The organism is Streptomyces shenzhenensis, assembly GCF_003688995.1.
In the GTDB taxonomy this organism is placed as follows: Bacteria; Actinomycetota; Actinomycetes; order Streptomycetales; family Streptomycetaceae; genus Streptomyces; species Streptomyces shenzhenensis_A.
This window is the reverse complement of sequence record NZ_PENI01000037.1, coordinates 1-21,354: the sequence shown is the minus strand read 5'-3', so window position 1 is coordinate 21,354 and position 21,354 is coordinate 1. Positions and strand designations below refer to the sequence as shown.

Here is a 21,354-nt window from a genome sequence, read left to right as displayed (position 1 = left end):
CCGGGCGGCCTCAAGGTTTCGGCGTAGTCGCGTGGCGTCCGCTTCGTGACGTTCTACCGGCTCAGCAGCACTGCTCCCGCCTGCCCTTGACCAGCTCCGTGAGCTCCCCGATGCCGAGCCCGAGGAGATCCCCGGCCTGCTGGAGCGCCTGGCGGAGATTCCAGATCCCCGTGATCCACGCGGAATACGTCACGCTCTCGCCGTCGTACTCGCGCTCGCAGCGTGCGCCGTGCCGGCCGGAGCCACGTCACTCCTTGCGGTCGGCGAGTGGATCGCGGATGCCCCGGAGCACTTGCCGGAACACCTCGGTGCCTGTCCGGATCCGCTCCTGCCCGAGAGGCTGACTCCCTCGGAATCGGCAGTACGCCGCCTCCTGGCCCGCGTCGACAGCGACGCGCTGGATCGTGCTGTGGGCCGCCGGCTCACCGACCGCCGCCCCAGGCAACCCGGGACTCCTGCGCTGCGCGGCCTGGCCGTGGACGGCAAGAGCCCACGTGGCTCGGCCAAGGCGAAGGGCCGCAAGATCCACCTGCTCGCCGCCCTCGACCACACCGTGCTGCCGGTCGGGGTGCCGACCGTCTACGAGAAGTTCCCCGACTGGTTCCAGACCGTGATGAACAGCGGCATCAGCGCGGGCTGTCTGACCGCGATCGTGCTCAACCTGCTGTTCAACCACCTTCCCGCGAAGGCCGGTTCAGCCGTCGGCGGCGATCCGGGCGGCCTGCCGGGCGGCCGCGGCGAGCAGGCTGTCCAGCAGTCCCGGGAAGAGATCGTCCAGGTCGCCCTCGCGCAGGCCGTTCATCTTGGCCGTGCCCCGGTAGGCCTGCCGGATCACCCCGCACTCGCGCAGCACCCGGAAGTGGTGCGTGGTGGTCGACTTGGTGACCGGCAGGTCGAAACGCGAGCAGGACAGCTCGCCGCCGTCGGCGGCGAGCTCGCGCACGATCTGGAGCCGCAGCGGATCCGAGAGCGCGTGCAGCACGCCCTCCAGGCGGATCTCGTCGCGCGCGGGGTGCGGAAGCTCGCGGCTGGTCACGGCGGTACTGGTCACGGCGGCTCACCTTCGTCCTGGTGCCCCCATAATACGAGACGCGTCGTAGTTTGAGATCTCCCGTACTACGATGTCTATCGTATGAGTCGACGACCGGCCTCGTGACGACGATTGGAGTCAGCCGTGAGTGCGCTCTTCGAGCCCATCACCCTGCGCGAAACGACCATCCCCAACCGGGTCTGGATGGCGCCGATGTGCCAGTACTCGGCCGAGCCGGAGGGCCCCGCGCAGGGCGCGCCGCAGGACTGGCACTTCGCGCACTACGCGGCGCGGGCGACCGGCGGCACCGGCCTCATCCTCACCGAGGCCACCGCGGTCTCGCCCGAGGGCCGGATCTCGCCGTACGACCTCGGCATCTGGAACGACACCCAGGTGGCGGCGTTCCGCCGGATCACCCGTTTCCTCGCCGGCCAGGGCACGGTGCCCGGGATCCAGCTCGCACACAGCGGCCGGAAGGCCTCGACGGACCGGCCGTGGAAGGGCGGCGCGCCGGTCGGGCCCGATGCGCACGGCTGGCAGCCGCTCGGCCCGAGCCCGGTCGCCTTCGCCGACGGCCACCCGGTTCCCGATGAGCTGACGGTCGATCAGATCACCTAGATCGTGGACCAGTTCGTGGCGGCGGCCCGGCGCGCGCTCGCCGCGGGCTTCGAGGTCGCGGAGATCCACGGCGCCCACGGCTATCTGATCAACGAGTTCCTGTCGCCGCACTCGAATCACCGCACCGACGCGTACGGCGGCTCGTACGAGAACCGGATCCGCTTCGCCCTCGAAGTCGTCGACGCCGTGCGCGCGGTGTGGCCCGACGACAAGCCGCTGTTCTTCCGCATCTCCGCGACGGACTGGCTGGAGGACGCCGGCTGGACCGCGGACGACACGGTCCGCTTCGCCGGCGAACTGCACGCCCACGGCGTCGACCTGCTCGACGTGTCCACCGGCGGCAACGCGTCCGGGGTCCGCATCCCCACCGGCCCCGGCTACCAGGTGCCCTTCGCGGCGCGCGTGAAGGCCGAGACGCCGCTGCGGACGGCCGCGGTCGGCCTGATCACCGGCGCCGAGCAGGCGACGAAGATCGTGGCCAACGACGAGGCGGACGCGGTGCTGCTGGGCCGCGAACTGCTGCGCAACCCCTCCTGGGCGCGGCACGCCGCGCGGGAACTGGGCGACACGGTGCGGGTGCCGGACCAGTACCACCGCTCCGTCTGATCCCGGCGGGGCGCCGGACCGCCCGAACAGCCCCGCCTCGGCCAGGGTTCCGTATCCCCGCGGGCCGAGGCGCAGCAGATACGTGTCCATGATCCAGTCCTTGCGGGCACGGGCCTCCGCGAGCAGCCGCTCGACGCGCGGCCCGGCCTCCGCGATCGGACCGGAGTCCAGGATCCCGTCCGGGGTGCCGAGACACGCTCCCCGCGGCTCGGCCCACATCTGCGCCATGCATCAAAGTGCTCCCGTGCGACCGCCGACATGGCCTGAAGGATTCCACGCGAGGCGTTGACTAGAAAGCGCTTGCATCCTACGTTCCGTTCAGCAGTGTGACCGGGCAGACCGGCATTGGGCCCATACGGTCAGCTGCCCGCAAAGAGCGTTCCACATGGCGCACGACGTTCACATACGCGGAACGCTCACCGCTCCCCCACACGGAAGAAGGCATACGGGACATGACCTCACGAGCAAGGTCACGCGCGGCCACCGGGCGCGCCCTGACGGGTGGTCTCGCCGCCCTCGGGCTCTCGCTTGGCATGATCATGACCGACGGCGCGGCGGCGAGCGCGGCCACCTGGCCGACGCCCAGCGGCAGCCAGGCGGTCTCCGCCACCATCTCGGTCTCCGGCACCAAGGACTACGGGATGCTGCGCCTGTACGGCAGCGGCGACCTGGGCACCGGCGGCCAGAACGAGGACCAGGACCCGATCCTGGAACTGGCCCCCGGCACCGTCCTGAAGAACGTCGTCATCGGCGCCCCCGCCGCGGACGGCATCCACTGCCTGGGCAGCTGCACGCTGCAGAACGTCTGGTGGGAGGACGTCGGCGAGGACGCGGCCACGTTCCTCGGCTCCTCGTCGTCCAACGTGTACACGGTCTCCGGCGGCGGCGCGAAGGAGGCCAGCGACAAGGTGTTCCAGTTCAACGGCGCCGGCACGCTGAACGTCTCGGGCTTCGCGGTGCAGACCTTCGGCACCTTCGTGCGCTCCTGCGGCAACTGCCGGACGCAGTACAAGCGGACGATCAACATCGACGCCATCGAGGCCACCTACAAGGGGAGCCGGCTCGTCGGCATCAACACCAACTACGGCGACAGCGCGACCCTGAAGAGGATCACCATCGTCGGAGACTCCAGCAAGAAGATCGTCCCGTGCCAGAAGTACATCGGGAACAACACGGGTGCCGAGCCGTCCACGAACGGCTCCGGCGCCGACGGCACGTACTGCAAGTACGCGTCGTCCGACATCACCTACAGGTGACGGCAGCGCAGAGGCGCCGGGCTGCCGGCCGGTGAGACAGCGAGGAGGGCCGTCACCACGGGTGGCGGCCCTCACGAGTCTCCGGTCCGCCTCGTCTCACTCGTAGGGGGCAATCCCACCGAAACCACTGCGCGCCGCCGCCGAAGCCACCACACTTCCCACACACCGCTCACCCGAATGCCGAGGGAAGCCATGGCCACCAACCCGTACTTCAACGCCCCGATCACCCCCGCCCGGCCGCGCATGTTCGCGTCGACGACCGCGAAGGTCCTGTGGATCTGCGTCCCGGTCGTCACTCTCGGGCTCGCTTCCGCGGTGCCGTTCGTCGTCGCGGCGGTCAAGGGCGTCATCAAGCCGTGGCTGGCCGGCACGTACATCGCGGGCGAGATCGCGGTCTTCCTGGTGGCGCTCGCCATCAGTCCGAAGGAGGACGACGCGGGGGCGCCGTTCGCGGGGTTCCTGATGGTTCTGCTGATCATCACGGCGGCGACGCACACGGCGCTTCTCGACAGCGACAGGATCAGCATCGGGAAGTAGCCGGCCCGGCCCGGCCCGTCCTCGCAGTGATGTCCGCGACCGGGTGCGGGCGGCGCAAGTCGCTCGTACTGATCGCGCAGGCGCGCGGCGGGTGGGATCCACTGTGCGTCGCCCACGTCGCGCGCGGCGTTGACTGCGGCTCGGTTGCGGGTGCGCGGGCGGGGCCGACTGTGCGTCGCATGGCGTGCGGGCCCGCGCCGTCGGTGGGTCGTGGGTACGGATCGCCGTTGACTGCGGCCGAGTTGCGGGTGCGCGGCCACGGTCGGCGGGACCAGCCGCGCGCCGCGGGCCCGCCGTGCCCGCGCCGTCAGGCGTCGCGCGCTGTCGCACCCCCAGGCGCGGTGCGGGCCGTCAGTGCATGTTCCGCATCCGTGCGATCTCGCTGGTCTGTTGGGCGACCACGTCGTCGGCCATCTCCTCGATCCGGATGTTGTTGCCCTGCCCCTTCACGTCGGTGGCCATGGTGATCGCGCCCTCGTGATGGGTGATCATCAGCGTCAGGAACAGCTCGTCGAACGCCTTGCCCCGCGCCGTGCCCAGCTTCTTCAGCTGTGCCTCGGTCGCCATCCCGGGCATCGTGGCGTGGTCGTGCCCCTCGGGCCGCTCGTCCTTGCCGTACGAGGTCAGCCAGTCCCGCATGGCGGCGATCTCCGGGCCCTGGGCCGCGGCGATCCGCTCGGCCAGCCGCTTGAGCTTCGACGACTCGGCGTGGTCCGGGGCGAGTCCGGTCATCTCCAGGGCCTGGGAGTGGTGCTGGATCATCATCCGCGCGTAGGCGACGTCCGCGGAGTTGGGGGAGTCGTCCTCGGCGCGTTGCTCGGCGGCCTCCGCGGCGGACAGGGTGCGGTTCTGCTCGCCCGGCTCGCCCGGCACGATCACCGAAGGCCCGCCCGCCGCGGGCGACTTGGTGTCCGAACCGGAGTCGCAGCCGGTGAGCCCGAGCACGGCGAGCGCGACAAGCGCGGCCATGGCGAGGGACGCTCGGCGGTGGGTCACGACGACCTCCTGTGGCAGGCGTGGTGGGTGACTGCTGGCCGACACCTCGTGAGTGCCGATGAACGTCCTAGCACGCTTCCGCGGGTGACTGATCAAAAACCTTCATTACGAGTTCGTTGCCCTCTGTTGATATGTGCATGATGAAGACGATACTTCGTGGGTGCGTGACCCGTTCCGACGCGAACGGAACCAGGGAGGAAACAGTGATCCTGTTGAACGATGCCCGAACGCGGCGCAGACACTTGGGTGTTGCCGCTGCGGCCGTGGGGCTGCTCGCGGCACTTCTGACGGCCCATCCGGCCGTCGCGACCCCCGACCCGGGGGACGGCACGGCCGCGCGGGACGACGTGTCCGCGAGCGCCAGGGCCGAGGTGCGGGACGCCATCGCGAGCGGTGAGATACCCGGCCAGGACGAGGTCGTCCACTCAGCCAACATCAAGCACCTGACCAACATCCCCAAGGACGCGCTCCCGGGGACGAACTCGGACCTCGCCTTCCAGGGCAGGTACGCCTTCGCCGGCAACTACGACGGCTTCCGGATCTTCGACATCAGCAACCCGAAGGCGCCGAAGACGGTCGCCCAGGTGCTGTGCCCGGGCTCGCAGAACGACATCTCGGTCTCCGGCAACCTGCTCTTCCTGTCCACCGACTCCTCGCGCAGCGACAGCAGTTGCAACAGCACCACCCAGCCCGCGACCGAGAAGTCCTCCTGGGAGGGCATGAAGGTCTTCGACATCAGCGACAAGAAGAACCCGAAGTACGTCGCCGCCGTCGAGACCGCCTGCGGCTCGCACACCCACTCGCTGGTGCCCGAGCGCAAGAACGTCTACATCTACGTCTCCTCGTACTCGCCGAGCGCCACCTACCCCGACTGCCAGCCGCCGCACGACGGCATCTCCGTCATCAAGGTGCCGCGCAGCCACCCGGAGAAGGCGGCGGTCGTCGGCTTCCCGGTGCTCTTCCCCGGTGACGGCCCCGACGGCGGCGGCAACCCGGGCGGGCCCACCAACCCGGGCGTCTCCAAGACCACCGGCTGCCACGACATCACGGTCCTGCCCTCGCAGGACCTGGCGGCCGGCGCCTGCATGGGCGACGGCATCCTGCTGTCGATCAAGGACCCGGAGCACCCGAAGGTCATCGACCAGGTCCAGGACAACGTGAACTTCGCGTTCTGGCACTCGGCGACCTTCAACCAGAAGGCCGACAAGGTGGTGTTCACCGACGAACTGGGCGGTGGCGGCGCGGCCACCTGCAACGCGGCCATCGGCCCGAACCGCGGTGCGGACGGCATCTACGACATCGTGGGCAGGGGCGACCACCGCAAGCTGGTCTTCCGCAGCTACTACAAGATCCCGCGCCACCAGGCGGACACCGAGAACTGCGTCGCCCACAACGGCTCGCTGATCCCGGTCAAGGGCAAGGACATCATGGTCCAGGCCTGGTACCAGGGCGGCGTCTCCGTCTGGGACTTCACCGACTCGTCGAAGCCGAAGGAGATCGGCTACTTCGAGCGCGGCCCGCTCGCCACCGACGGGCTTGTGGTCGGCGGCTCATGGTCGGCGTACTACTACAACGGCTACATCTACTCGAACGACATCGCCAAGGGCTTCGACGTCCTGAAGCTCAGCGACCGGCGCACGGACCCGGCGGCCCGGATCCGCGTGGACGAGCTCAACGTCCAGACGCAGCCGGACTACTTCGGCCGATGAGCCGGATCCGGTGGACCGGACCGGCCCGAGTCGCCGGACCGGTCTGCCGGTTTCTCGCCGGTCGCGAAGAACCGCGACAGATCCGAGGCACACGTCCCGCCGGCCGCCGCCGCGGTGTCCGGCGGGACACCCATCTCCCAGTCGAGCCGGTAGCGCGCGAACAGCTCGGCCCGCAGCACCGGCACCGGCATCGGCACCCCCGGCACCAGCGCCGCGTACACCGCGCCCATGAGCAGCGCGCGCAGCATGGGGTAGTCGGCGCTGACGTCCTGCGCGCCGTACCGGGTCACCGTGTCGCTCAGCAGCTCGGACAGGCGCCGCTGCTCGGGGCACTGCACGAAACCCTCGGCCTGCAGCAGCCCGGCCATGTGCTGGCGCATCAGGACGGGCCGGTCGCGCGCCAGACCCAGGATCGCGTCGATGGCCCGCGCCAGCCGCTCCCGGCCGTCCTCGGTGTGCGGCTCGCGCTCCAGCGCCTCCTCCAGCGTGCGGTGCATCAGCCGGTGCACGGCGGACTGCACGAGCTGGCGCTTGCCGGGGAAGTAGTACGACACCAGTCCGCGGGCCGAGCCCGCCCGGTCCGCGATGGCGCCCAGGGTCGTGGCCTCGAATCCGTGCTCGCCCACGACCTCGACCGCGGCTTGTAGAAGCCGCTCGCGCGAACGCCGTCGCAACTCTTCATTGACCGAGGCGCTGCGCGGGGACATGCTGTAACTCCTGCGTTGACTGGTTGCCAGCCAACTATACTCAGCGCAGCAGGTCCGGCCGATGCGCGGATCTGTCCAGGGCTGCCGTCCGGCCGGGGCGACGCGGGGGATCGCCTCGGCGGGCGGCGGACGCCGTCCGGTGCCTCCGGCGGGTGCCCACGCGGTCCACCGCACTTCTGTCGCACACCGGCCCACCCGTACCTACAGTGGGCACGGGTGACGAGCCGAGGAGGCGGGTGGAGATGGAACAGGACCGGCAGATCCTGGCCAGGATCACCGAGATGGTCGAGGACGAGCGCACGCTGCGGGAATCGCTCGCGGCGGGCGAGACCGACGGCACCACGGAGCGGCGGCGGCTCGGCGAACTGGAGCGCGAACTCGACCAGTGCTGGGACCTGCTGCGGCAGCGCCGGGCCAGGTCCGAGTTCGGCGAGAACCCGGACGAGGCGCGGGTGCGCCCGTCGTCCCAGGTGGAGGACTACCGGGGCTGAACCGGCCGGCCGGGCTGTCCCACCAGGTCGAGCACCGGGAGCAGCGCGTCCGGCCGCTCGGCGACCGGCAGATGGTCGACGAAGTGCACCCGGCAGCCCAGCGCCGCCGCGCCACCGTCCGCCGGCCGGCTGTCGCCGACCATCAGCACCTCCCGCGGCGCGGCGCCGAGCGCCTCGCAGGCCACGGAGAACAGCCGCGGATCGGGCTTCTGGACGCCGTGCTCGTACGACAGGACGTACGCGTCCACGTACGCGTCCAGGCCGTGCGCGCGGAACACCGGGCGTAGGTCCCAGCCGATGTTGCTGACCACGCCTACCGCGACACCGCGCTCCCGGAGCGTGCGCAGCACCTCGGCGGTGTCCGGGTACGGGGACCACGCGGCCGGGGACATGTGCCGCTCGTACAGCGCGTCGTGCAGGCCGGGGTCGGGCAGCGGCACACGACGGGACAGGCCCGTGTAGGCCGCCCGGTGCAGCTCGGCGCTCTCGTCGCGGACGGCCCACACCCCGGCCAGGTCCTCGGGCAGCCGCGCCGGGTCCGCGCCGCCCGGCAGCGCCCCTGCCGTCTCCAGTGCCTGCGCCGTCGCGGTCAGTTCCGGTTCGGGAAGTGACACGGCGGCCTCGGCGAGGACGGCCCGCAGCCACGACTCGGTGGACTCGACGCGGAAGAGGGTCCCGGAGAAGTCGAAGAGCACGGCAGGCATGCGGTGATCCTACCGGTGCGCCTCGCGCGGCTCGCCGGCCCGTGCCAGGCCCCTTGTGTACACCAGTGCCGCGAGCGTGACGACGAGCGCGCCGAGCAGCCAGCCGCCCAGTACGTCCGAGGGCCAGTGCACGCCGAGCCACACCCGGGTCAGTCCCGCGCCGAGCACACAGACCGCGGCCACGGCGACGGCCGTGCGCCACAGGGCCCGCCCGGCGCCCAGGTGGCGCAGCAGCCACAGCAGGAGCCCGCAGACCACCGTCGCGGTCATGGCGTGCCCGGACGGGAAGGCCGCGTAGTGCGCGGAGTCGACGGGGTCGGGCCAGACCGGCCGGGGGCGGCCCACGGCGGCCTTCAGGGACTGCTGCAGCGCCGTGCCCAGCGCGCAGACCGCCGCCAGCCACAGCGCCGTCCACCAGGCCCGGCGGCGCCACACCAGCCACCCGGCCGCCGCCGCGCACACCAGCCGCATGGTCAGCGGGTCCCAGACCCAGTCCGTCAGGATCCGGAAGGTGCGGGTGAGGCCGTGCTGTGTGACCGCCCAGCGGTGCGTGCTGCGGGCGATGTCGCCGTCCAGCGCGACCAGGGGGCGCCACTCGGCCGCTACCAGGGCGAGGAGCAGGGCGGAGCAGGCCGCCAGGGCCAGGGCGACACGCGTGGTGCGGCCGGCGGCGCGGTGGTCCGGCGGACGGGGCGGTGAGACGGTGGATGCTCGGTGCATGGGGTGATCTTCGCGGATGCCAGGGGCGGATGGGTGGACCGGATCAGCCGAGCGCCCGCAGTCCCGGCACCAGCGTCACCAGCACCGGGACCACCGGCACCAGCGCCGCCGCGGCCGTCAGGCGCAGCCGGCGCATCGCGGGCAGCCGGTCCGGCGGCGCCAGCAACCGGTGCACGCGCTGCGGGACATGGGCCTGCGGAGCCGGGCCGGGCCCGAACACCCCGCGGTCCTCGTTGAGTTCGACGAGGGCCAGCGCGGTGGTGAGCCGGCCGAAGCGGCGGGAGGCCATGTCGTCGGCGGCCAGTTCGACCAGCCGGTGCATCTCGTCGCGGAACGCGGCGAACACCGGCACCTGCGGGAAACCGCCCGCCAGCGCGCCCGAGCAGTGCAGCAGCCAGTCGTGCCTGGCCTGGGCGTGTCCCTGCTCGTGGGCGAGCACGGCATCCAGCTGCCGCCCCGTCAGACGGCGCAACGCGGCCGTGGTGACGATGAGTTGCGGTGCCGCGCCGGGCAGCCACCAGGCGCCGGGCCGCTCGCCCTCCAGCACGACGAGCCGGCCGCCCGCCGGTTCCTCACCGGGCAACAGCGGGGCGCGTACGAGGAGTTCGGTGCGCCGCCGGCGCCGGCGCGACCGCGCCCGCAGCACCTCGCGGACCAGCATCGCGCCGCTCCACAGGCCCGCGGAGGCCAGCGCCACCGCGGTCGCCGCCGCCCAGGGGCCGGCCGTGCCGAGCGCGTACGCGTCGACGACCGCGCGCGGCGCCGGGGCGAAGACATGCCCGCGCACCGCCTGCCAGGCGGCGGCCGCGCTCAGCGTCATCGACAGGGCGCAGCACAGCAGTACGGCCGCCACGACACACTGCCACGCCCACAGGGCGACCACCGGTTCCCGGTCCGGCCAGTCGGCCCGCGCGAGGAGCCGGGGGGCGACGACGGCGGTCAGGACGCCGAGCAGCAGCAGTGCCGCGGGGACCATCATGGTCAGCAGCCTATGAGCGGCGGACCGCTCAGGGGTACGGTCCGTCGCGGCAGTGTGACGCAGGCAACGTTTGTGCCCGGGGCGGTGCGCGCCCGGGGGCTCCGGCGGTCAGAGCGTCAGGAGCATCGCCACCATGCCGATGCCCATCGACAACCGGCAGGCCAGCGCCAGTTCGGGGCGGTCGCCCCAGCCGGCGCCGCCGCCCGCCGCCGCGGCGCCCGGGACGAGGCGGACGCCCGACAGCAGCACATAGCCGGTGAAGTAGAGGAGCAGCGCCCCGGTCACCAGGGGGACTCCGCCGCCGCTGTGCGCGTGGTGGGCGGCGCCGGGGGAGGCGGCCATCACGGCCGCCATGTAGACCATCGCCGCGGTGCCCACCACATGGTGCAGATGGTGCGGTCCGGTGCGCGCGGCCCACAGGGCGCGCAGCCCGGCCGCGCCGAACAGGGCCGCGTACACCGGCCAGGTCCACGACGGCGGGGTGAAGACCGTGGCGGGCACGGCCATCGCCGCCATGCCGAAGCCCATGAGCGCCTCGCCGCCCGCGGAGCGCCGCTGTTCCACCACGACGCTGCGCATCCGCAGCAGGCAGTAGGCGCCGGTGACCGCGCACAGCGCGACCAGCAGCCAGCCGGGTGAAGCCGGTCCGTGCACGCGCGCCTCCCCGTTCCCGTTCCCCGCCCGGCGCTCGCCGCACCGTCGAGGGTGCGATGCCCAGGGCCCGAGGCGCGTACGCAAGCGCAAGGGTGTACATGGGGAGCATTCGGCAGCGCGCGACAGGTGAGGAGAGGTGCCCTGCGCGAGCGGGCCCGGGAGCGCGCCGCGGGGCTGCTCGCCGAGCCACGGACGGCACCCCGCGACCTGGCGACCGCCCGGCGCGCTCGCCGGAGCCCTGGCCGGCCCGCGGGCCACGGTGGACGCCGCGTCCGGCGAGCGGCGGCAACGGCCCTGCCCCGGGAGCGGGTCGTGCTCGCCGAACCGGGCGGACACCGTACGCTCGCCGCGACGGTGCGGCACCAGGAGCTGCACGCCGGGGCCGGCCCGAGCGCCGAACGGCCGGCGCAGCAGCCACGGGCGGTGCCACCGGCCCGGACCACAGCGACAACGGAGGACGTACGGCCATGACGGCGACCAACGCACGACCCGCGGCCGGCAACGACAAGGCGGGCGGGACGGACGCGGCGGGCGGCGACACCGTCGCCGCGGTCGTCCGGCAGTGGCGGGCCGTCCACCCCGACCTGGACACCGGCCCCATGGAGGTGATCGGCCGCATCAACCGCTGCGCCGCCCTGCTCCAGCAGGCCGAGGACGCGCCGCTGCGCCGGGCCGGCCTCAGCCGCGCCGAGTTCGACCTGCTCGGCGCGCTGCGCCGCACCGGGCACGAGCTGACCCCGAGCGAACTGGCCCGGGAGACCTTCTCCTCGGGCGCCGCTGTCACCAAACGCCTCAAGCAGCTGACCGGACGCGGCCTGGCCGAGCGGCGCGGCGACACCCGTGACCGCCGCGTCGCCCACGTCCGCCTCACCGACGCCGGACGGGCCCTGGTCGACGGCCTCCTGCCCGAGCAGCTCGCCCACGAGACGGCCGTCCTGTCCGTCCTCGCCCCCGAGGGCCAGGGCGAACTGGCCGGGCTGCTGGCCGGGTTGCTCAGCCGCCTGGAGGGCCGAACGGCCGCGCTGCGCGCCTGAAACCGGTCACGGCAGCGGGTTCTGGACCCCCGGCCGATACCGCAGGGGATGGTCCGCCGGCACCTGGACCAGGACGATCCGGACGCCGTCCGGGTCGGCGATCCACGTCTCGATCAGGCCCCACGGCTCCCGCACCGGCGGGCGGACGATCCGCACGCCCTTCGCGCGCAGCTCCGTGTGCGCCGCCGCCACGTCCTCGACCTGGAGCCACAGCTGCAGCGCCGGTGACGGCGGGGTCTCGGAGCGCCCGGAGATCTCCAGGAAGCCGCCGCCGAGGAAGTAGACCGTCCCGCGCTCGGGACCCGTGCCGAACTCGCGGTACACGGCGAGCCCGAGCTGCTCGCCGTAGAAGACCCGGGAACGCTCGGGATCGGCGGGCCGCAGAAGTGTCCGACTGCTGAGTACATGCACCATGCGCCCGCACCCTAGTAGCAGGGTTACCCTCATCCGTGCCGTGCCGCGCCCCAGATCGGAGAGCTCTGCCCATGGACACCACCGCCACCGGACTCACCTTCCGTGACGCCACCGACGCCGACGTGGACACGTTGGTCGCGCTGGTCGAATCGGCGTACCGCGGCGACGCCAGCCGGGCCGGGTGGACCAGTGAGGCGGACATCCTGGACGGGCAGCGCACCGATCCCGAGGGCGTGCTGGAAGTGATCAAGTCGCCCGACAGCAGGCTGCTGACGGTGCGGCGGCAGGACGCGGTGGTCGCCTGCTGCCAGCTCGAACACCGCGGCGGCCACGCCTACTTCGGCATGTTCGCGGTCAGCCCCACCCAGCAGGGCGCGGGTCTCGGCAAGCTGGTGCTCGCGGAGGCGGAGCGGCAGGCCCGCGAGAACTGGGCCGTCACCGAGATGCACATGACGGTGATCTCCGTGCGCGAGGACCTCATCGCCTGGTACGAGCGCCGCGGCTACCGCCGTACGGGACGGATGACCCCGTTCCCGTACGGCGACGAGCGCTTCGGTATCCCGCGCCGCGCCGGCCTGCGGTTCGAGCTGCTGGTCAAGGAACTCGGCTGACCCTCACGCCGTGAACCGGCCGGTCCGCTTGATCTGCGGGTAGTCGGTCGTCGCGCCGTCCAGCTCCAGGGCCCGCACCAGCCGCAGCTGCTCCTGCGTGTTCACCACCCAGCCGATGATCCTCAGGTCCGCCTTGCGGGCGCGCTCCACGACCTCCAGGGTCAGCCGCCGGATCTCGAGGCAGACGGTCGCGGCCCGGGCCTCGACGGCGCGCTCCACGACGTCCGTGCCGTAGCGGCCGGCGATCAGCGCGGTGCGCACGCCCGGCACGAGCCGGGCGATCTCGGTGATCGCCTCGTTGTGGAACGAGGAGACCTCCACCCGGGAGACCAGGTCCCGGCGGAGCATCACCTCGGCCAGCGCGCGGGCCGCCGCCACATCCTTGATCTCGGCCTGCAGGGGCGTCCTGACGGCGTCCAGGACCTCCTCGAACACCGGGACGCGCTCGCCGCGGCCCGCGTCGAGCGTGCGCAGCTCGGCGAGGGTCTTCTCGGCGATCGGGCCGGTGCCGTCGGTCGTGCGGTCCACCTCCGCGTCGTGCATGACGACGAGGGCACCGTCCTTGCTCAGGTGCAGATCGAGTTCGATGGCGTCGAGGCCGGCCTGCTGGGCGGCGACGAAGGAACGGAGGGTGTTCTCGGGCTCGACGCCCATGACTCCGCGGTGACCGATGGTAAGGAGGTTCAAGGTTCGACTCGCTTCCGTCGACGGCGGCTCGGCACGCGCGCGGACCGGACGGACGTCGTTGTCCGCGCGGCGGAATCGCAGCCTAACCGCCGGGTCCGCCGTTGAAACCGCGCGTACACGGGGGATCGGGGTGACGGGCGGGGCGGTTCTCGGCCCGTACGTCCGGGTGGCCGTCACCCTGGCGTGGGCGAGTCCGGGCACGGAGTTGACCGGCAGGATCCTTGTCCCGCGCCTCCGCGCCCCGGTCCTGCCCCGGCGCGGCGCGGGCCGTGCGTCGAATCGCTGCGCGGAGCGGAAGTGAGCGTCGTCACGGTTTATCGCAGGAAAAAGAGCGGTGACGATGCGGTGTCACAGGATAATTTCCCGAGGCTCCCCTTGCTAGGAGAAACCTTGGATGCATACGGTGTCCTTACGCGAGGTTCTCCCGTGGAGGATGGGACATGACGGAAATTCTTGTGCAGGCGGGTGCGGGGGAGCAGGTTTCTTCGACGGCCAGGGTGATCGAGCACCCGGCGTGGCCCGTGCTCAAGGATGCCGTGGAGCGGATCCGGCCGTGGCAGTCCAAGGACGGGGCGATCGACTTCGACGCGGCGGGCGCCCCGGACCGGGCCGACGCCGAGGAGGCCGTGCGCCGCGTCATCCGCGCCGTCGAGCAGCTGTCCCCACTGGTGCCGTACGACGCCGCCTATCACCAGGCGCTCGTCCGGGACCTGCGCCGCTGGGCCGACGACGGCTTCCGGGTGCCCGACTTCCTCGACTCGCTGCTGGCCTTCCAGCCCGCGGCGCACCGTGCCGACGGCCTCCAGCACCTGGTGGTCTTCCCGATGTACACGCAGAACGGCAACCCGGACCGCAACCTGGAGGCGGTCGTGCTGCGCATGGTCTGGCCCGACTGGCTGGCCGAACTGGAGCGCACCCGCTACGACAACCCGCTGTTCTGCGGCATCACCTTCGAGGACTTCACGGCGGGCTACGACACCAACTCGGCCGTCCTGTTCCCCGAGACCATCGCCGTGCGCGAGGCGCCGGAACGATTCTCCTGGGGTGGCATCTTCTGCGACCGCGAGGCCGCCCGCTTCCGCCGCGTGACCGCCGCGGCCGTCGACCTGCTGGGCCTTGAGCTGCCCGAGGACATCGCCGCGCTGGTGCACGACCAGAAGCGCTGCGAGGAGGCCTTCGTGCTGTGGGACATGGTGCACGACCGCACCCACAGCCACGGCGACCTGCCGTTCGACCCGTTCATGATCAAGCAGCGGCAGCCGTTCTGGATGTACGGCCTCGAAGAGCTGCGCTGCGACCTCACCGCCTTCAAGGAGGCCGTGAAGCTCGCGGCCGACGGCGTTCCGCAGGCCCGGGACGTGCAGTACGCGGTGCTCTTCGACCGCATGTTCCGCTTCCCGGTGACCGGCGAGCGCGTGCGCAACTACGACGGCCTCGGCGGCCAGCTCCTCTTCGCCTACCTGCACCGGCACGACGTCGTCCGCTGGACCGACAACAGGCTCTCCATCGACTGGGAGCGCGCCCCGCAGGTCACCAACCAGCTGTGCGCCGAGATCGAGAAGCTCTACCGCGACGGCATCGACCGCCCCAAGCTCGTCCACTGGTTCGCCGGCTACGAACTCGTCTCCGCCTACCTGGCCCCGCACCCGGGCTCCAAGTGGGCCAAGGGCCCGGACGCCCTCGACCTGACCCTGCCGCCGCGCAAACTCGTGGATGACGTGCTTCCGGACGAGTTTCCGCTGAGCATGTTCTATGAGGCGCTGTCCAAGAAACTGAAGAACGTGATCGCCGCCACCCGGGGCATCACCGCGGACGGCGCCGAGCCGGTCGCCGCGTGAGCGACCGCACCGTAGACGCTCGGCAGGCTCAGGAGGAGAAGATGGGGAACGGGAACGGGCAACTGAGCGGTGCGGTCATCGCGGTGGCGGGCGCGGGCGGACCCGCCGGCCGGGCCGCGCTGCGCAGGCTCGCCGAGGCGGGGGCGACGGTCGTCGGGGCGGACAACGACCCGGAGCGGCTCTCCGAGGCCGTCGACGCGGCCCGCTACGCCTCCGGCGGCGCCACCGTCACCGGGGACACGGTGGACCTGCTCGACCTGCAGTCCACCCGCGACTGGGCCACCCACATCGAGAAGGACTTCGGCCGGGTCGACGGACTCGTGCACCTCGTCGGCGGCTGGCGCGGCAGCGAGACCTTCACCAAGACCAGCCTCGACGACTGGGACTTCCTGGAACTGCTGCTCATCCGCACCGTGCAGCACACCTCGCTCGCCTTCCACGAGGCGCTCCAGCGCAGCGAGCGCGGCCGCTACGTGCTGATCAGTGCCGCGGGCGCCAGCAGGCCCACCGCGGGCAACGCGGCGTACGCCGCCGCCAAGGCCGCGGCCGAGGCCTGGACGCTGGCCATGGCCGACTACTTCCGCAAGGCCGGGGGCGCCGAGGGGCCGACCTCGGCGGCTGTCATCCTGGTGGTGAAGGCGTTGGTGCACGCGGCGATGCGCGCCGAACGCCCCAACGCGAAGTTCGCGGGCTTCACGGACGTCGATGACCTGGCCGAGGCCATCACCGGGATCTGGACCAAGCCCGCAACCGAAGTGAACGGACACCGTCTGTGGCTGACCGAGAAGCCGTGAACCCTCCCAGGACCGACGCCCGTCGCCATCACGACCCGCAGGTCCGCGGTTTCGCCAGTGACAACTACGCGGGGGCGCACCCCGAGGTGCTCGCGGCCCTGGCGCTGGCCAACGGCGGCCATCAGGTCGCCTACGGCGCGGACGCCTACACCCAGAACCTCCAGCAGATCGTCCGCAGCCACTTCGGGCCCACGGCGGAGGCCTTCCCGGTCTTCAACGGCACCGGCGCGAACGTCGTCGCGCTCCAGGCGGTCACCGACCGCTGGGGCGCGGTGATCTGCGCCGAGAGCGCGCACATCAACGTCGACGAGGGCGGCGCACCCGAGCGGATGGCCGGGCTCAAGCTGCTCACCGTGCCCACGCCGGACGGCAAGCTCACGCCGGAGCTGATCGACCGGCAGGCGTACGGCTGGGAGGACGAGCACCGGGCGATGCCGCAGGCCGTCTCGATCACCCAGAGCACGGAACTGGGCACCGTCTACACCCCCGGCGAGATCCGCGCGATCTGCGAGCACGCCCACGCGCACGGCATGACGGTGCACCTGGACGGCTCCCGGCTGGCCAACGCGGCGGCCTCCCTGGACGTGCCCATGCGTGCGCTGACCAACGCCGTCGGCGTCGACATCCTCTCCCTGGGCGGGACGAAGAACGGCGCCGTGTACGGCGAGGCGGTCGTCGTCATCAACCAGGACGCCGTGCGCCACATGAAGCACATACGCAAGATGTCCATGCAGCTCGCCTCCAAGATGCGTTTCGTCTCGGTGCAGTTGGAGGCACTGTTCGCCAAGGACCTGTGGCTGCGCAACGCGCGGCACGCCAACGAGATGGCGCAGCGGCTGGCCGAGGGCGTGCGCGCGGTGCACGGGGTGGAGATCTGTCACCCGGTGCAGGCCAACGGTGTCTTCGCCAGGCTGCCGCACGAGGTGGGCGAGCGGCTGCAGAAGCGGTTCCGGTTCTACTTCTGGGACGAGGCGGCCGGCGTCGTGCGCTGGATGTGCGCCTTCGACACCACCGAGGAGGACGTGGACGCGTTCGTGGCGGCGCTCAAGGAGGAGATGGCCCCCGCGCACCGCTAGATCAGCATGCATAGATATGCGGTCACCTGGAAAAACATTGACGGCCGGGTGATCGCATTCCTATGCTCTGCGGGTATGGAGCTGATCCAGAACACGCCCGACCTGTCCGCATATCTGGCCGCGGACGAGGCCATCGACCATGACCATCCGATGGTGCGCGAGACGGCCGCCCGGCTGGCCGCGGACGTCCCGGACTCGTATGCCTATGCGCGAGCCGCCTTCGAGTTCGTGCGCGACACCGTTCCGCACTCCCAGGACGCCGGCGATCCGCGGGTCACCTGGCGCGCCTCCGACGTCCTCACGCTGCGCACCGGCATCTGCTTCGCGAAGGCGCACGCGCTGGCCGCGCTGCTGCGGGCCGAGGACATCCCCACGGCGCTGTGCTACCAGAAGCTCGACGTGGTGCACGGACTGGTGGCCGTCCGGTTCCGCGGGGCGTGGCACCGGCAGGACCCGCGCGGCAACAAGCCCGGCGTCGACGCGCAGTTCTCCCTCGACGGCGAACAGCTGGCCTGGACGCCCGATCCGGAGTCCAATGAGTTGGACTATCCGGTCCTGTATGCTGAACCTCACCCGGCCGTCCTGCGCGCCCTGAAGACCGCGCCCGACCGGCCCCACCTCTGGAAAACGCTCCCCACCGCACTCTGAGGCGAGGCAGATGACTCTCACGCTCACCGTGTCCGACGAGGTGCGCGCCCTCGTGCCCGGTTTCACCCACGTCGTGATCGAGGCGCACGACCTCGTGGGCGGGCCCAGCACCGAGGCGAGTGCGGCCCTGCTCGACGACGCGGCCCGCAGGCTTGCCGCCCGCCTGGCCGGACGCGCCCCGCACGAGGACCCGCACATGGCGGCCTGGCGCGAGGTGTACACGGCGTTCGGCGCCAAGCCGTCCCGCACCCGCAACTCGGCGGAGGCACTGGCGAGGAGGGCTCTGTCCGAGTCCGGACTGCCCCGGATCAATCTGCTCGTCGACCTCTACAACGCCGTCAGCGTCGCCCATCTGATCCCCGTGGGCGGCGAGGACGCCGACCGCATCGAGGGCGCCATGCGGCTCGTGCGCGCCACGGGCGACGAGGACTTCGTGACCGTCGCCGGCGGTGAAGAGGCCGTGGAACACCCGGACGCGGGCGAGGCGGTGTGGCGTGACGACGCGGGTGTGACCTGCCGCCGCTGGAACTGGCGCCAGGGCCCGCGCACCCGGCTCACCGAGCGGACGGCCTCCGGCGTCTTCCTGCTGGAGGGCCTCGCCCCGATGCCGGTCGCCGAGATCGAGCGGGCCGCGGCCGAACTCGCCGAGCTCCTGGAGAAGTTCAGCCCCGGCGCCCGGATCGCCATCGGCGCCCCGGCCCCTCAGTAGATCGCCGTCGCTCGCTCCAGGGGCGGGCGAAGAGCCGGGGGAGTGAGTGCGGCGTCGCGGGCGGGGGTCAGCCGGCCTCGGCGGCGCGCAGCTCCTCCTGCGTCGGGGCCGTGCCGCCCAGATGGGCCGGCAGCCACCAGCTGTCGTCGGTGCCCTTCGGGTGTCCCGGGTAGGCGCGCTGTGCGGCGTCCAGCAGATCCTGGACCCGCTCGCGCAGCCGGCGGGTGATGGCGCCCGCGTACTGGTCGCGGGACGCCTCGATCATCTCGCCTACCCGGACGGTGACCGGGAGGTGGCTGCGCCTGAAGTTGCGCGGATGGCCCTTGGTCCACAGCCGCTGCGTGCCCCACACGGCCATCGGCACCAGCGGGACGCCCGCCTCCTGGGCGAGTCGCGCGGCGCCCGACTTGAAGCTCTTCAGCGTGAAGGACTGCGAGATCGTGGCCTCCGGGAACACCCCGACGATCTCGCCGGACCGGAGGGAGTCCAACGCGTGCGCGTAGGCCGCGTTGCCCTGGCCGCGGTCCACCGGAATGTGCTTCATCCCGCGCATCAGCGGACCGGAGACCTTGTGGCGGAAGACCGACTCCTTCGCCATGAAGCGCACGAGCCGCTTCTGCGGCAGGGCCGCAAGACCGTTGAAGACGAAGTCCAGATAGCTGATGTGATTGCTCACCAGCACGGCGCCGCCCGAGCGCGGGATGTTCTCCGAGCCCTTGCAGTCGATCTTGAGGTCCCAGACCTTGAACAGCGTCCTCGCGAAACCGATGACGGGACGGTAGACCAGCTCTGCCATGGGCGGGACGGACCCTTCCTGCTCTGCCAGGGAAAGGCGTTCCCGGCGGATAAGTTACGCAGCCGTAGGTTTACGGCGTCTCGCAGATCGTGCCCGAAGAACGAACGGTGAGCCAGCCCTGGTGCCCTGACGCGGCGAGATTCTCGTCACGTCGGCGGAGCGGTCACCTCGGCGTTTCGCGCCCCTGCTGGGCTTCCGCAGCGCACAGGTGCGGGAAAGCGGGAATCTCCGCGGCCTCGAGCGCGCTACTGAAGAAGAGGACCGGAGTGGTGCTGTGCGGGGCGGTGAGCCCGTACGGAGTGCGGCACCAGCGGCGGAGCGGGAGAGTGCGGATGCGCGGACGGGACGAGGGGAAGCGGCTCGGGGTCGCCGACCTGGGTGGCGACCTCGGGGAACGGGCCACGCTCGTGCAGTTCTCCAGCGCCTTCTGCGCACCCTGCCGGGCGACCCGGCGCGTCCTCGGCGAGGTGGCCGGCCTGGTGCCCGGTGTCGCCCATGTGGAGATCGACGCCGAGTCCCGCCTGGACCTCGTACGGGAACTGGGCATCCTCAGGACCCCCACCGTGCTGGTCCTCGACGCCGACGGACGTGTGGTGCGACGGGCCGCCGGGCAGCCGCGCAAGGCCGACGTCATCGCGGCGCTGGGGAAGGCGGTGTGACGGCGATGCCGGTGACGGTGCGACATCTTCCAGATACCGGGACGTTCTTGACTGTGCGTACCACGTATCGTCACTCTGACCGCATGGGCACGGAACTCCTTCTCCACGGGCGCGCGCACGTCGACCTGGCGCGCACCGCGAGCGCGCGCTGTCCGGGCTGTTGACCAGCCACCGGCCCGCTCGTCACCTCCCCGAGAAGGACAACTCCATGACGGCCACGCCCGACCTCCGCACTCCCCGGTTCGCCTCCCCCGACCTGCTGCGCTCCGCCTTCCGGCGGCATGCCGCGGGGGTCGCGGTGATCACCGCCCGCGGCGCCCTCGGGCCGGTCGGCTTCACCGCCACCTCCCTCACCTCCGTGTCGGCCGAGCCCCCGCTGCTCTCCTTCGGTATCGGCACCGGTGCCTCCAGTTGGCCGGCGATAGCCGAGACCGGCCATGTCGGCGTCCACATACTCGGCGAGCACCAGCACGAACTGGCCGCGACCTTCGCCCGCAGCGGCGCCGACCGGTTCGGCCCGCCCACCGCCTGGCGCGTCGGTCCGCAGGGCGTGCCGGTGCTCGACGGTGTGCTCGCCTGGCTCGTCTGCCGTGTCGTGGGCCGGGTTCCCGCCGGCGATCACCGCATCGTGCTCGCCGAGGTCGAACTCGGTGACGCCGACGGGGCCGGCCGCCCCCTGCTGTACCACCAGGGCGGCTTCAGCGCGCTCAGGGACTGAGCGTGCTCCGCCCCTCCTGCGAAGCCGTCGGGTTCCGGTTACGCTGCGTTGCGAAGGTCACAGTTCAAAGCGCTTGCTCAGCGGGAAAGACATGAGTGTACTGACGAGTAATATTTCGTTCGGAGCGCGCGGACGCCCCGACCGGGATCAGCCGCTTCAGGCGCCTATGCTGCCTGCAAGAGGCAGCCCAGAACAGACGATGCAGTAGGAGAGCCGGCGTGAGCTTGAGGATCGTTGTCACTGTGAAGTATGTGCCCGATGCCACGGGTGACCGGCACTTCGCCGATGACCTGACCGTCGACCGGGATGATGTGGACGGTCTGCTCTCCGAGTTGGACGAGTACGCGGTCGAGCAGGCGCTGC

General features: G+C 71.6%; 24 protein-coding genes and 6 pseudogenes. 18 read left to right on the top strand and 12 right to left on the bottom strand.

The window, feature by feature from the left end:
- Positions 1-61 precede the first annotated feature (61 nt).
- On the bottom strand, positions 62-193 hold the full coding sequence (locus CTZ28_RS48985) for a hypothetical protein (protein WP_259472003.1): 132 nt from the start codon (positions 191-193) through the stop codon (positions 62-64).
- Between CTZ28_RS48985 and CTZ28_RS48980 the strand changes: the two are divergent.
- Positions 137-355: pseudogene (locus CTZ28_RS48980) on the top strand (transposase family protein); the annotation flags it as partial. The gene CTZ28_RS48985 and the pseudogene CTZ28_RS48980 overlap by 57 nt on opposite strands.
- 198 nt (positions 356-553) lie before the next feature.
- Positions 554-775 (top strand): annotated as a pseudogene (locus CTZ28_RS48975) (purine permease); the annotation flags it as partial.
- Here the strand turns inward: CTZ28_RS48975 and CTZ28_RS38200 are convergent.
- Entirely contained in the window at positions 695-1,051 is a 357-nt protein-coding gene (locus CTZ28_RS38200; RefSeq protein ID WP_121894353.1) for an ArsR/SmtB family transcription factor, read from the bottom strand. The pseudogene CTZ28_RS48975 and the gene CTZ28_RS38200 sit on opposite strands and share 81 nt — an antisense overlap.
- A gap of 123 nt (positions 1,052-1,174) precedes the next feature.
- Between CTZ28_RS38200 and CTZ28_RS38195 the strand changes: the two are divergent.
- Positions 1,175-2,254: pseudogene (locus tag CTZ28_RS38195) on the top strand (NADH:flavin oxidoreductase/NADH oxidase).
- Positions 2,255-2,311: 57 nt separating this feature from the next.
- On the opposite strand, the pseudogene CTZ28_RS48970 reads toward CTZ28_RS38195, so the two are convergent.
- A pseudogene (locus CTZ28_RS48970) lies at positions 2,312-2,455 on the bottom strand (precorrin-6A synthase (deacetylating)); the annotation flags it as partial.
- A 251-nt stretch (positions 2,456-2,706) separates the two neighbouring features.
- Here CTZ28_RS48970 and CTZ28_RS38185 point away from each other — a divergent pair.
- The 3 genes and pseudogenes from CTZ28_RS38185 to CTZ28_RS49775 form a co-directional block, all read left to right on the top strand.
- Positions 2,707-3,510 carry a pectate lyase gene (locus CTZ28_RS38185; RefSeq protein WP_121894352.1) on the top strand — a complete coding sequence of 268 codons (804 nt, stop codon included), beginning with the start codon at positions 2,707-2,709 and terminating at the stop codon, positions 3,508-3,510.
- Between the two features lie 192 nt (positions 3,511-3,702).
- Complete coding sequence (locus tag CTZ28_RS38180) at positions 3,703-4,047, top strand: hypothetical protein (RefSeq protein WP_121894351.1); 345 nt, start codon at positions 3,703-3,705, stop codon at positions 4,045-4,047.
- A gap of 20 nt (positions 4,048-4,067) precedes the next feature.
- Positions 4,068-4,514 (top strand): annotated as a pseudogene (locus CTZ28_RS49775) (hypothetical protein); the annotation flags it as partial.
- Here CTZ28_RS49775 and CTZ28_RS38175 read toward each other — a convergent pair.
- A complete protein-coding gene (locus CTZ28_RS38175; RefSeq protein WP_121894350.1) occupies positions 4,399-5,016 on the bottom strand; it encodes a DUF305 domain-containing protein in 618 nt (205 codons plus the stop codon). The pseudogene CTZ28_RS49775 and the gene CTZ28_RS38175 overlap by 116 nt on opposite strands.
- A gap of 230 nt (positions 5,017-5,246) precedes the next feature.
- Here CTZ28_RS38175 and CTZ28_RS38170 point away from each other — a divergent pair, with 230 nt between their 5' ends.
- Complete coding sequence (locus CTZ28_RS38170) at positions 5,247-6,752, top strand: LVIVD repeat-containing protein (protein ID WP_121894349.1); 1,506 nt, start codon at positions 5,247-5,249, stop codon at positions 6,750-6,752.
- Here CTZ28_RS38170 and CTZ28_RS38165 read toward each other — a convergent pair.
- Positions 6,737-7,459: a TetR/AcrR family transcriptional regulator gene (locus CTZ28_RS38165; protein WP_121894348.1), complete on the bottom strand. Its 723-nt coding sequence runs from the start codon at positions 7,457-7,459 to the stop codon at positions 6,737-6,739. The two genes, CTZ28_RS38170 and CTZ28_RS38165, sit on opposite strands and share 16 nt — an antisense overlap.
- Before the next feature lie 242 nt (positions 7,460-7,701).
- Here CTZ28_RS38165 and CTZ28_RS38160 point away from each other — a divergent pair, with 242 nt between their 5' ends.
- On the top strand, positions 7,702-7,950 hold the full coding sequence (locus tag CTZ28_RS38160; RefSeq protein WP_121894402.1) for a DUF2630 family protein: 249 nt from the start codon (positions 7,702-7,704) through the stop codon (positions 7,948-7,950).
- Here the strand turns inward: CTZ28_RS38160 and CTZ28_RS38155 are convergent.
- From CTZ28_RS38155 to CTZ28_RS38140, 4 genes are all read right to left on the bottom strand, one after another.
- Positions 7,938-8,654: an HAD family hydrolase gene (locus tag CTZ28_RS38155; protein WP_121894347.1), complete on the bottom strand. Its 717-nt coding sequence runs from the start codon at positions 8,652-8,654 to the stop codon at positions 7,938-7,940. The two genes, CTZ28_RS38160 and CTZ28_RS38155, sit on opposite strands and share 13 nt — an antisense overlap.
- Positions 8,655-8,663: 9 nt before the next feature.
- Positions 8,664-9,374, bottom strand: a complete 711-nt coding sequence (locus CTZ28_RS38150) for a phosphatase PAP2 family protein (RefSeq protein ID WP_121894346.1) — start codon at positions 9,372-9,374, stop codon at positions 8,664-8,666.
- 43 nt (positions 9,375-9,417) lie between these two features.
- Complete coding sequence (locus tag CTZ28_RS38145; RefSeq protein WP_121894345.1) at positions 9,418-10,353, bottom strand: M56 family metallopeptidase; 936 nt, start codon at positions 10,351-10,353, stop codon at positions 9,418-9,420.
- Between the two features lie 108 nt (positions 10,354-10,461).
- Positions 10,462-11,007, bottom strand: coding sequence for a DUF5134 domain-containing protein (locus CTZ28_RS38140; RefSeq protein ID WP_121894344.1), 546 nt, complete (start codon positions 11,005-11,007; stop codon positions 10,462-10,464).
- Between the two features lie 467 nt (positions 11,008-11,474).
- Here CTZ28_RS38140 and CTZ28_RS38130 point away from each other — a divergent pair, with 467 nt between their 5' ends.
- A complete protein-coding gene (locus CTZ28_RS38130) occupies positions 11,475-12,041 on the top strand; it encodes a MarR family winged helix-turn-helix transcriptional regulator (RefSeq protein WP_121894343.1) in 567 nt (188 codons plus the stop codon).
- 6 nt (positions 12,042-12,047) lie between these two features.
- Here the strand turns inward: CTZ28_RS38130 and CTZ28_RS38125 are convergent, their stop codons facing one another.
- Positions 12,048-12,455: a VOC family protein gene (locus tag CTZ28_RS38125; protein ID WP_121894342.1), complete on the bottom strand. Its 408-nt coding sequence runs from the start codon at positions 12,453-12,455 to the stop codon at positions 12,048-12,050.
- 71 nt (positions 12,456-12,526) lie between these two features.
- On the opposite strand from CTZ28_RS38125, the gene CTZ28_RS38120 reads away from it, so the two are divergent.
- On the top strand, positions 12,527-13,066 hold the full coding sequence (locus CTZ28_RS38120) for a GNAT family N-acetyltransferase (protein WP_121894341.1): 540 nt from the start codon (positions 12,527-12,529) through the stop codon (positions 13,064-13,066).
- A 3-nt stretch (positions 13,067-13,069) separates the two neighbouring features.
- On the opposite strand, the gene CTZ28_RS38115 is transcribed toward CTZ28_RS38120, so the two are convergent.
- Positions 13,070-13,753 carry a glycerophosphodiester phosphodiesterase gene (locus tag CTZ28_RS38115; RefSeq protein WP_121894340.1) on the bottom strand — a complete coding sequence of 228 codons (684 nt, stop codon included), beginning with the start codon at positions 13,751-13,753 and terminating at the stop codon, positions 13,070-13,072.
- Between the two features lie 440 nt (positions 13,754-14,193).
- Here CTZ28_RS38115 and CTZ28_RS38110 point away from each other — a divergent pair, with 440 nt between their 5' ends.
- The 5 genes from CTZ28_RS38110 to CTZ28_RS38090 all read left to right on the top strand — a co-directional run bounded on the left by CTZ28_RS38110 (position 14,194) and on the right by CTZ28_RS38090 (position 18,818).
- Positions 14,194-15,591 (top strand): DUF6421 family protein, encoded by a 1,398-nt coding sequence (locus tag CTZ28_RS38110; protein ID WP_121894339.1) that lies wholly within the window; start codon positions 14,194-14,196, stop codon positions 15,589-15,591.
- Positions 15,592-15,632: 41 nt separating this feature from the next.
- Entirely contained in the window at positions 15,633-16,385 is a 753-nt protein-coding gene (locus tag CTZ28_RS38105) for an SDR family NAD(P)-dependent oxidoreductase (RefSeq protein ID WP_183154797.1), read from the top strand.
- Positions 16,382-17,461 carry a threonine aldolase family protein gene (locus tag CTZ28_RS38100; RefSeq protein ID WP_121894337.1) on the top strand — a complete coding sequence of 360 codons (1,080 nt, stop codon included), beginning with the start codon at positions 16,382-16,384 and terminating at the stop codon, positions 17,459-17,461. The genes CTZ28_RS38105 and CTZ28_RS38100 overlap by 4 nt, the downstream gene beginning before the upstream one ends.
- A gap of 75 nt (positions 17,462-17,536) precedes the next feature.
- Positions 17,537-18,109, top strand: coding sequence for a transglutaminase domain-containing protein (locus tag CTZ28_RS38095; RefSeq protein WP_121894336.1), 573 nt, complete (start codon positions 17,537-17,539; stop codon positions 18,107-18,109).
- 10 nt (positions 18,110-18,119) lie between these two features.
- Complete coding sequence (locus CTZ28_RS38090; protein WP_121894335.1) at positions 18,120-18,818, top strand: B3/B4 domain-containing protein; 699 nt, start codon at positions 18,120-18,122, stop codon at positions 18,816-18,818.
- A gap of 67 nt (positions 18,819-18,885) precedes the next feature.
- Here the strand turns inward: CTZ28_RS38090 and CTZ28_RS38085 are convergent, their stop codons facing one another.
- Positions 18,886-19,614, bottom strand: a complete 729-nt coding sequence (locus CTZ28_RS38085; RefSeq protein ID WP_121894334.1) for a lysophospholipid acyltransferase family protein — start codon at positions 19,612-19,614, stop codon at positions 18,886-18,888.
- A 332-nt stretch (positions 19,615-19,946) separates the two neighbouring features.
- Between CTZ28_RS38085 and CTZ28_RS38080 the strand changes: the two genes are divergently transcribed.
- From CTZ28_RS38080 to CTZ28_RS38070, 3 genes and pseudogenes are all read left to right on the top strand, one after another.
- Positions 19,947-20,273 carry a TlpA family protein disulfide reductase gene (locus CTZ28_RS38080; protein WP_259472002.1) on the top strand — a complete coding sequence of 109 codons (327 nt, stop codon included), beginning with the start codon at positions 19,947-19,949 and terminating at the stop codon, positions 20,271-20,273.
- Positions 20,274-20,481: 208 nt separating this feature from the next.
- Positions 20,482-20,991, top strand: coding sequence for a flavin reductase family protein (locus CTZ28_RS38075; protein WP_121894333.1), 510 nt, complete (start codon positions 20,482-20,484; stop codon positions 20,989-20,991).
- 218 nt (positions 20,992-21,209) lie between these two features.
- Positions 21,210-21,354, top strand: a pseudogene (locus CTZ28_RS38070) (electron transfer flavoprotein subunit beta); the annotation flags it as partial.

Excerpts from the sequence above, each read along its gene's own strand:
- CTZ28_RS38185 (WP_121894352.1), top strand. The coding sequence starts at position 2,707 with ATGACCTCACGAGCAAGGTCACGCGCGGCCACCGGGCGCGCCCTGACG.
- CTZ28_RS38180 (WP_121894351.1), top strand. The coding sequence starts at position 3,703 with ATGGCCACCAACCCGTACTTCAACGCCCCGATCACCCCCGCCCGGCCG.
- CTZ28_RS38175 (WP_121894350.1), bottom strand. The coding sequence starts at position 5,016 with ATGGCCGCGCTTGTCGCGCTCGCCGTGCTCGGGCTCACCGGCTGCGAC.
- CTZ28_RS38165 (WP_121894348.1), bottom strand. The coding sequence starts at position 7,459 with ATGTCCCCGCGCAGCGCCTCGGTCAATGAAGAGTTGCGACGGCGTTCG.
- CTZ28_RS38160 (WP_121894402.1), top strand. The coding sequence starts at position 7,702 with ATGGAACAGGACCGGCAGATCCTGGCCAGGATCACCGAGATGGTCGAG.
- CTZ28_RS38155 (WP_121894347.1), bottom strand. The coding sequence starts at position 8,654 with ATGCCTGCCGTGCTCTTCGACTTCTCCGGGACCCTCTTCCGCGTCGAG.
- CTZ28_RS38150 (WP_121894346.1), bottom strand. The coding sequence starts at position 9,374 with ATGCACCGAGCATCCACCGTCTCACCGCCCCGTCCGCCGGACCACCGC.
- CTZ28_RS38145 (WP_121894345.1), bottom strand. The coding sequence starts at position 10,353 with ATGATGGTCCCCGCGGCACTGCTGCTGCTCGGCGTCCTGACCGCCGTC.
- CTZ28_RS38130 (WP_121894343.1), top strand. The coding sequence starts at position 11,475 with ATGACGGCGACCAACGCACGACCCGCGGCCGGCAACGACAAGGCGGGC.
- CTZ28_RS38125 (WP_121894342.1), bottom strand. The coding sequence starts at position 12,455 with ATGGTGCATGTACTCAGCAGTCGGACACTTCTGCGGCCCGCCGATCCC.
- CTZ28_RS38120 (WP_121894341.1), top strand. The coding sequence starts at position 12,527 with ATGGACACCACCGCCACCGGACTCACCTTCCGTGACGCCACCGACGCC.
- CTZ28_RS38110 (WP_121894339.1), top strand. The coding sequence starts at position 14,194 with ATGACGGAAATTCTTGTGCAGGCGGGTGCGGGGGAGCAGGTTTCTTCG.
- CTZ28_RS38105 (WP_183154797.1), top strand. The coding sequence starts at position 15,633 with ATGGGGAACGGGAACGGGCAACTGAGCGGTGCGGTCATCGCGGTGGCG.
- CTZ28_RS38095 (WP_121894336.1), top strand. The coding sequence starts at position 17,537 with ATGGAGCTGATCCAGAACACGCCCGACCTGTCCGCATATCTGGCCGCG.
- CTZ28_RS38090 (WP_121894335.1), top strand. The coding sequence starts at position 18,120 with ATGACTCTCACGCTCACCGTGTCCGACGAGGTGCGCGCCCTCGTGCCC.
- CTZ28_RS38085 (WP_121894334.1), bottom strand. The coding sequence starts at position 19,614 with ATGGCAGAGCTGGTCTACCGTCCCGTCATCGGTTTCGCGAGGACGCTG.
- CTZ28_RS38080 (WP_259472002.1), top strand. The coding sequence starts at position 19,947 with ATGCGCGGACGGGACGAGGGGAAGCGGCTCGGGGTCGCCGACCTGGGT.
- CTZ28_RS38075 (WP_121894333.1), top strand. The coding sequence starts at position 20,482 with ATGACGGCCACGCCCGACCTCCGCACTCCCCGGTTCGCCTCCCCCGAC.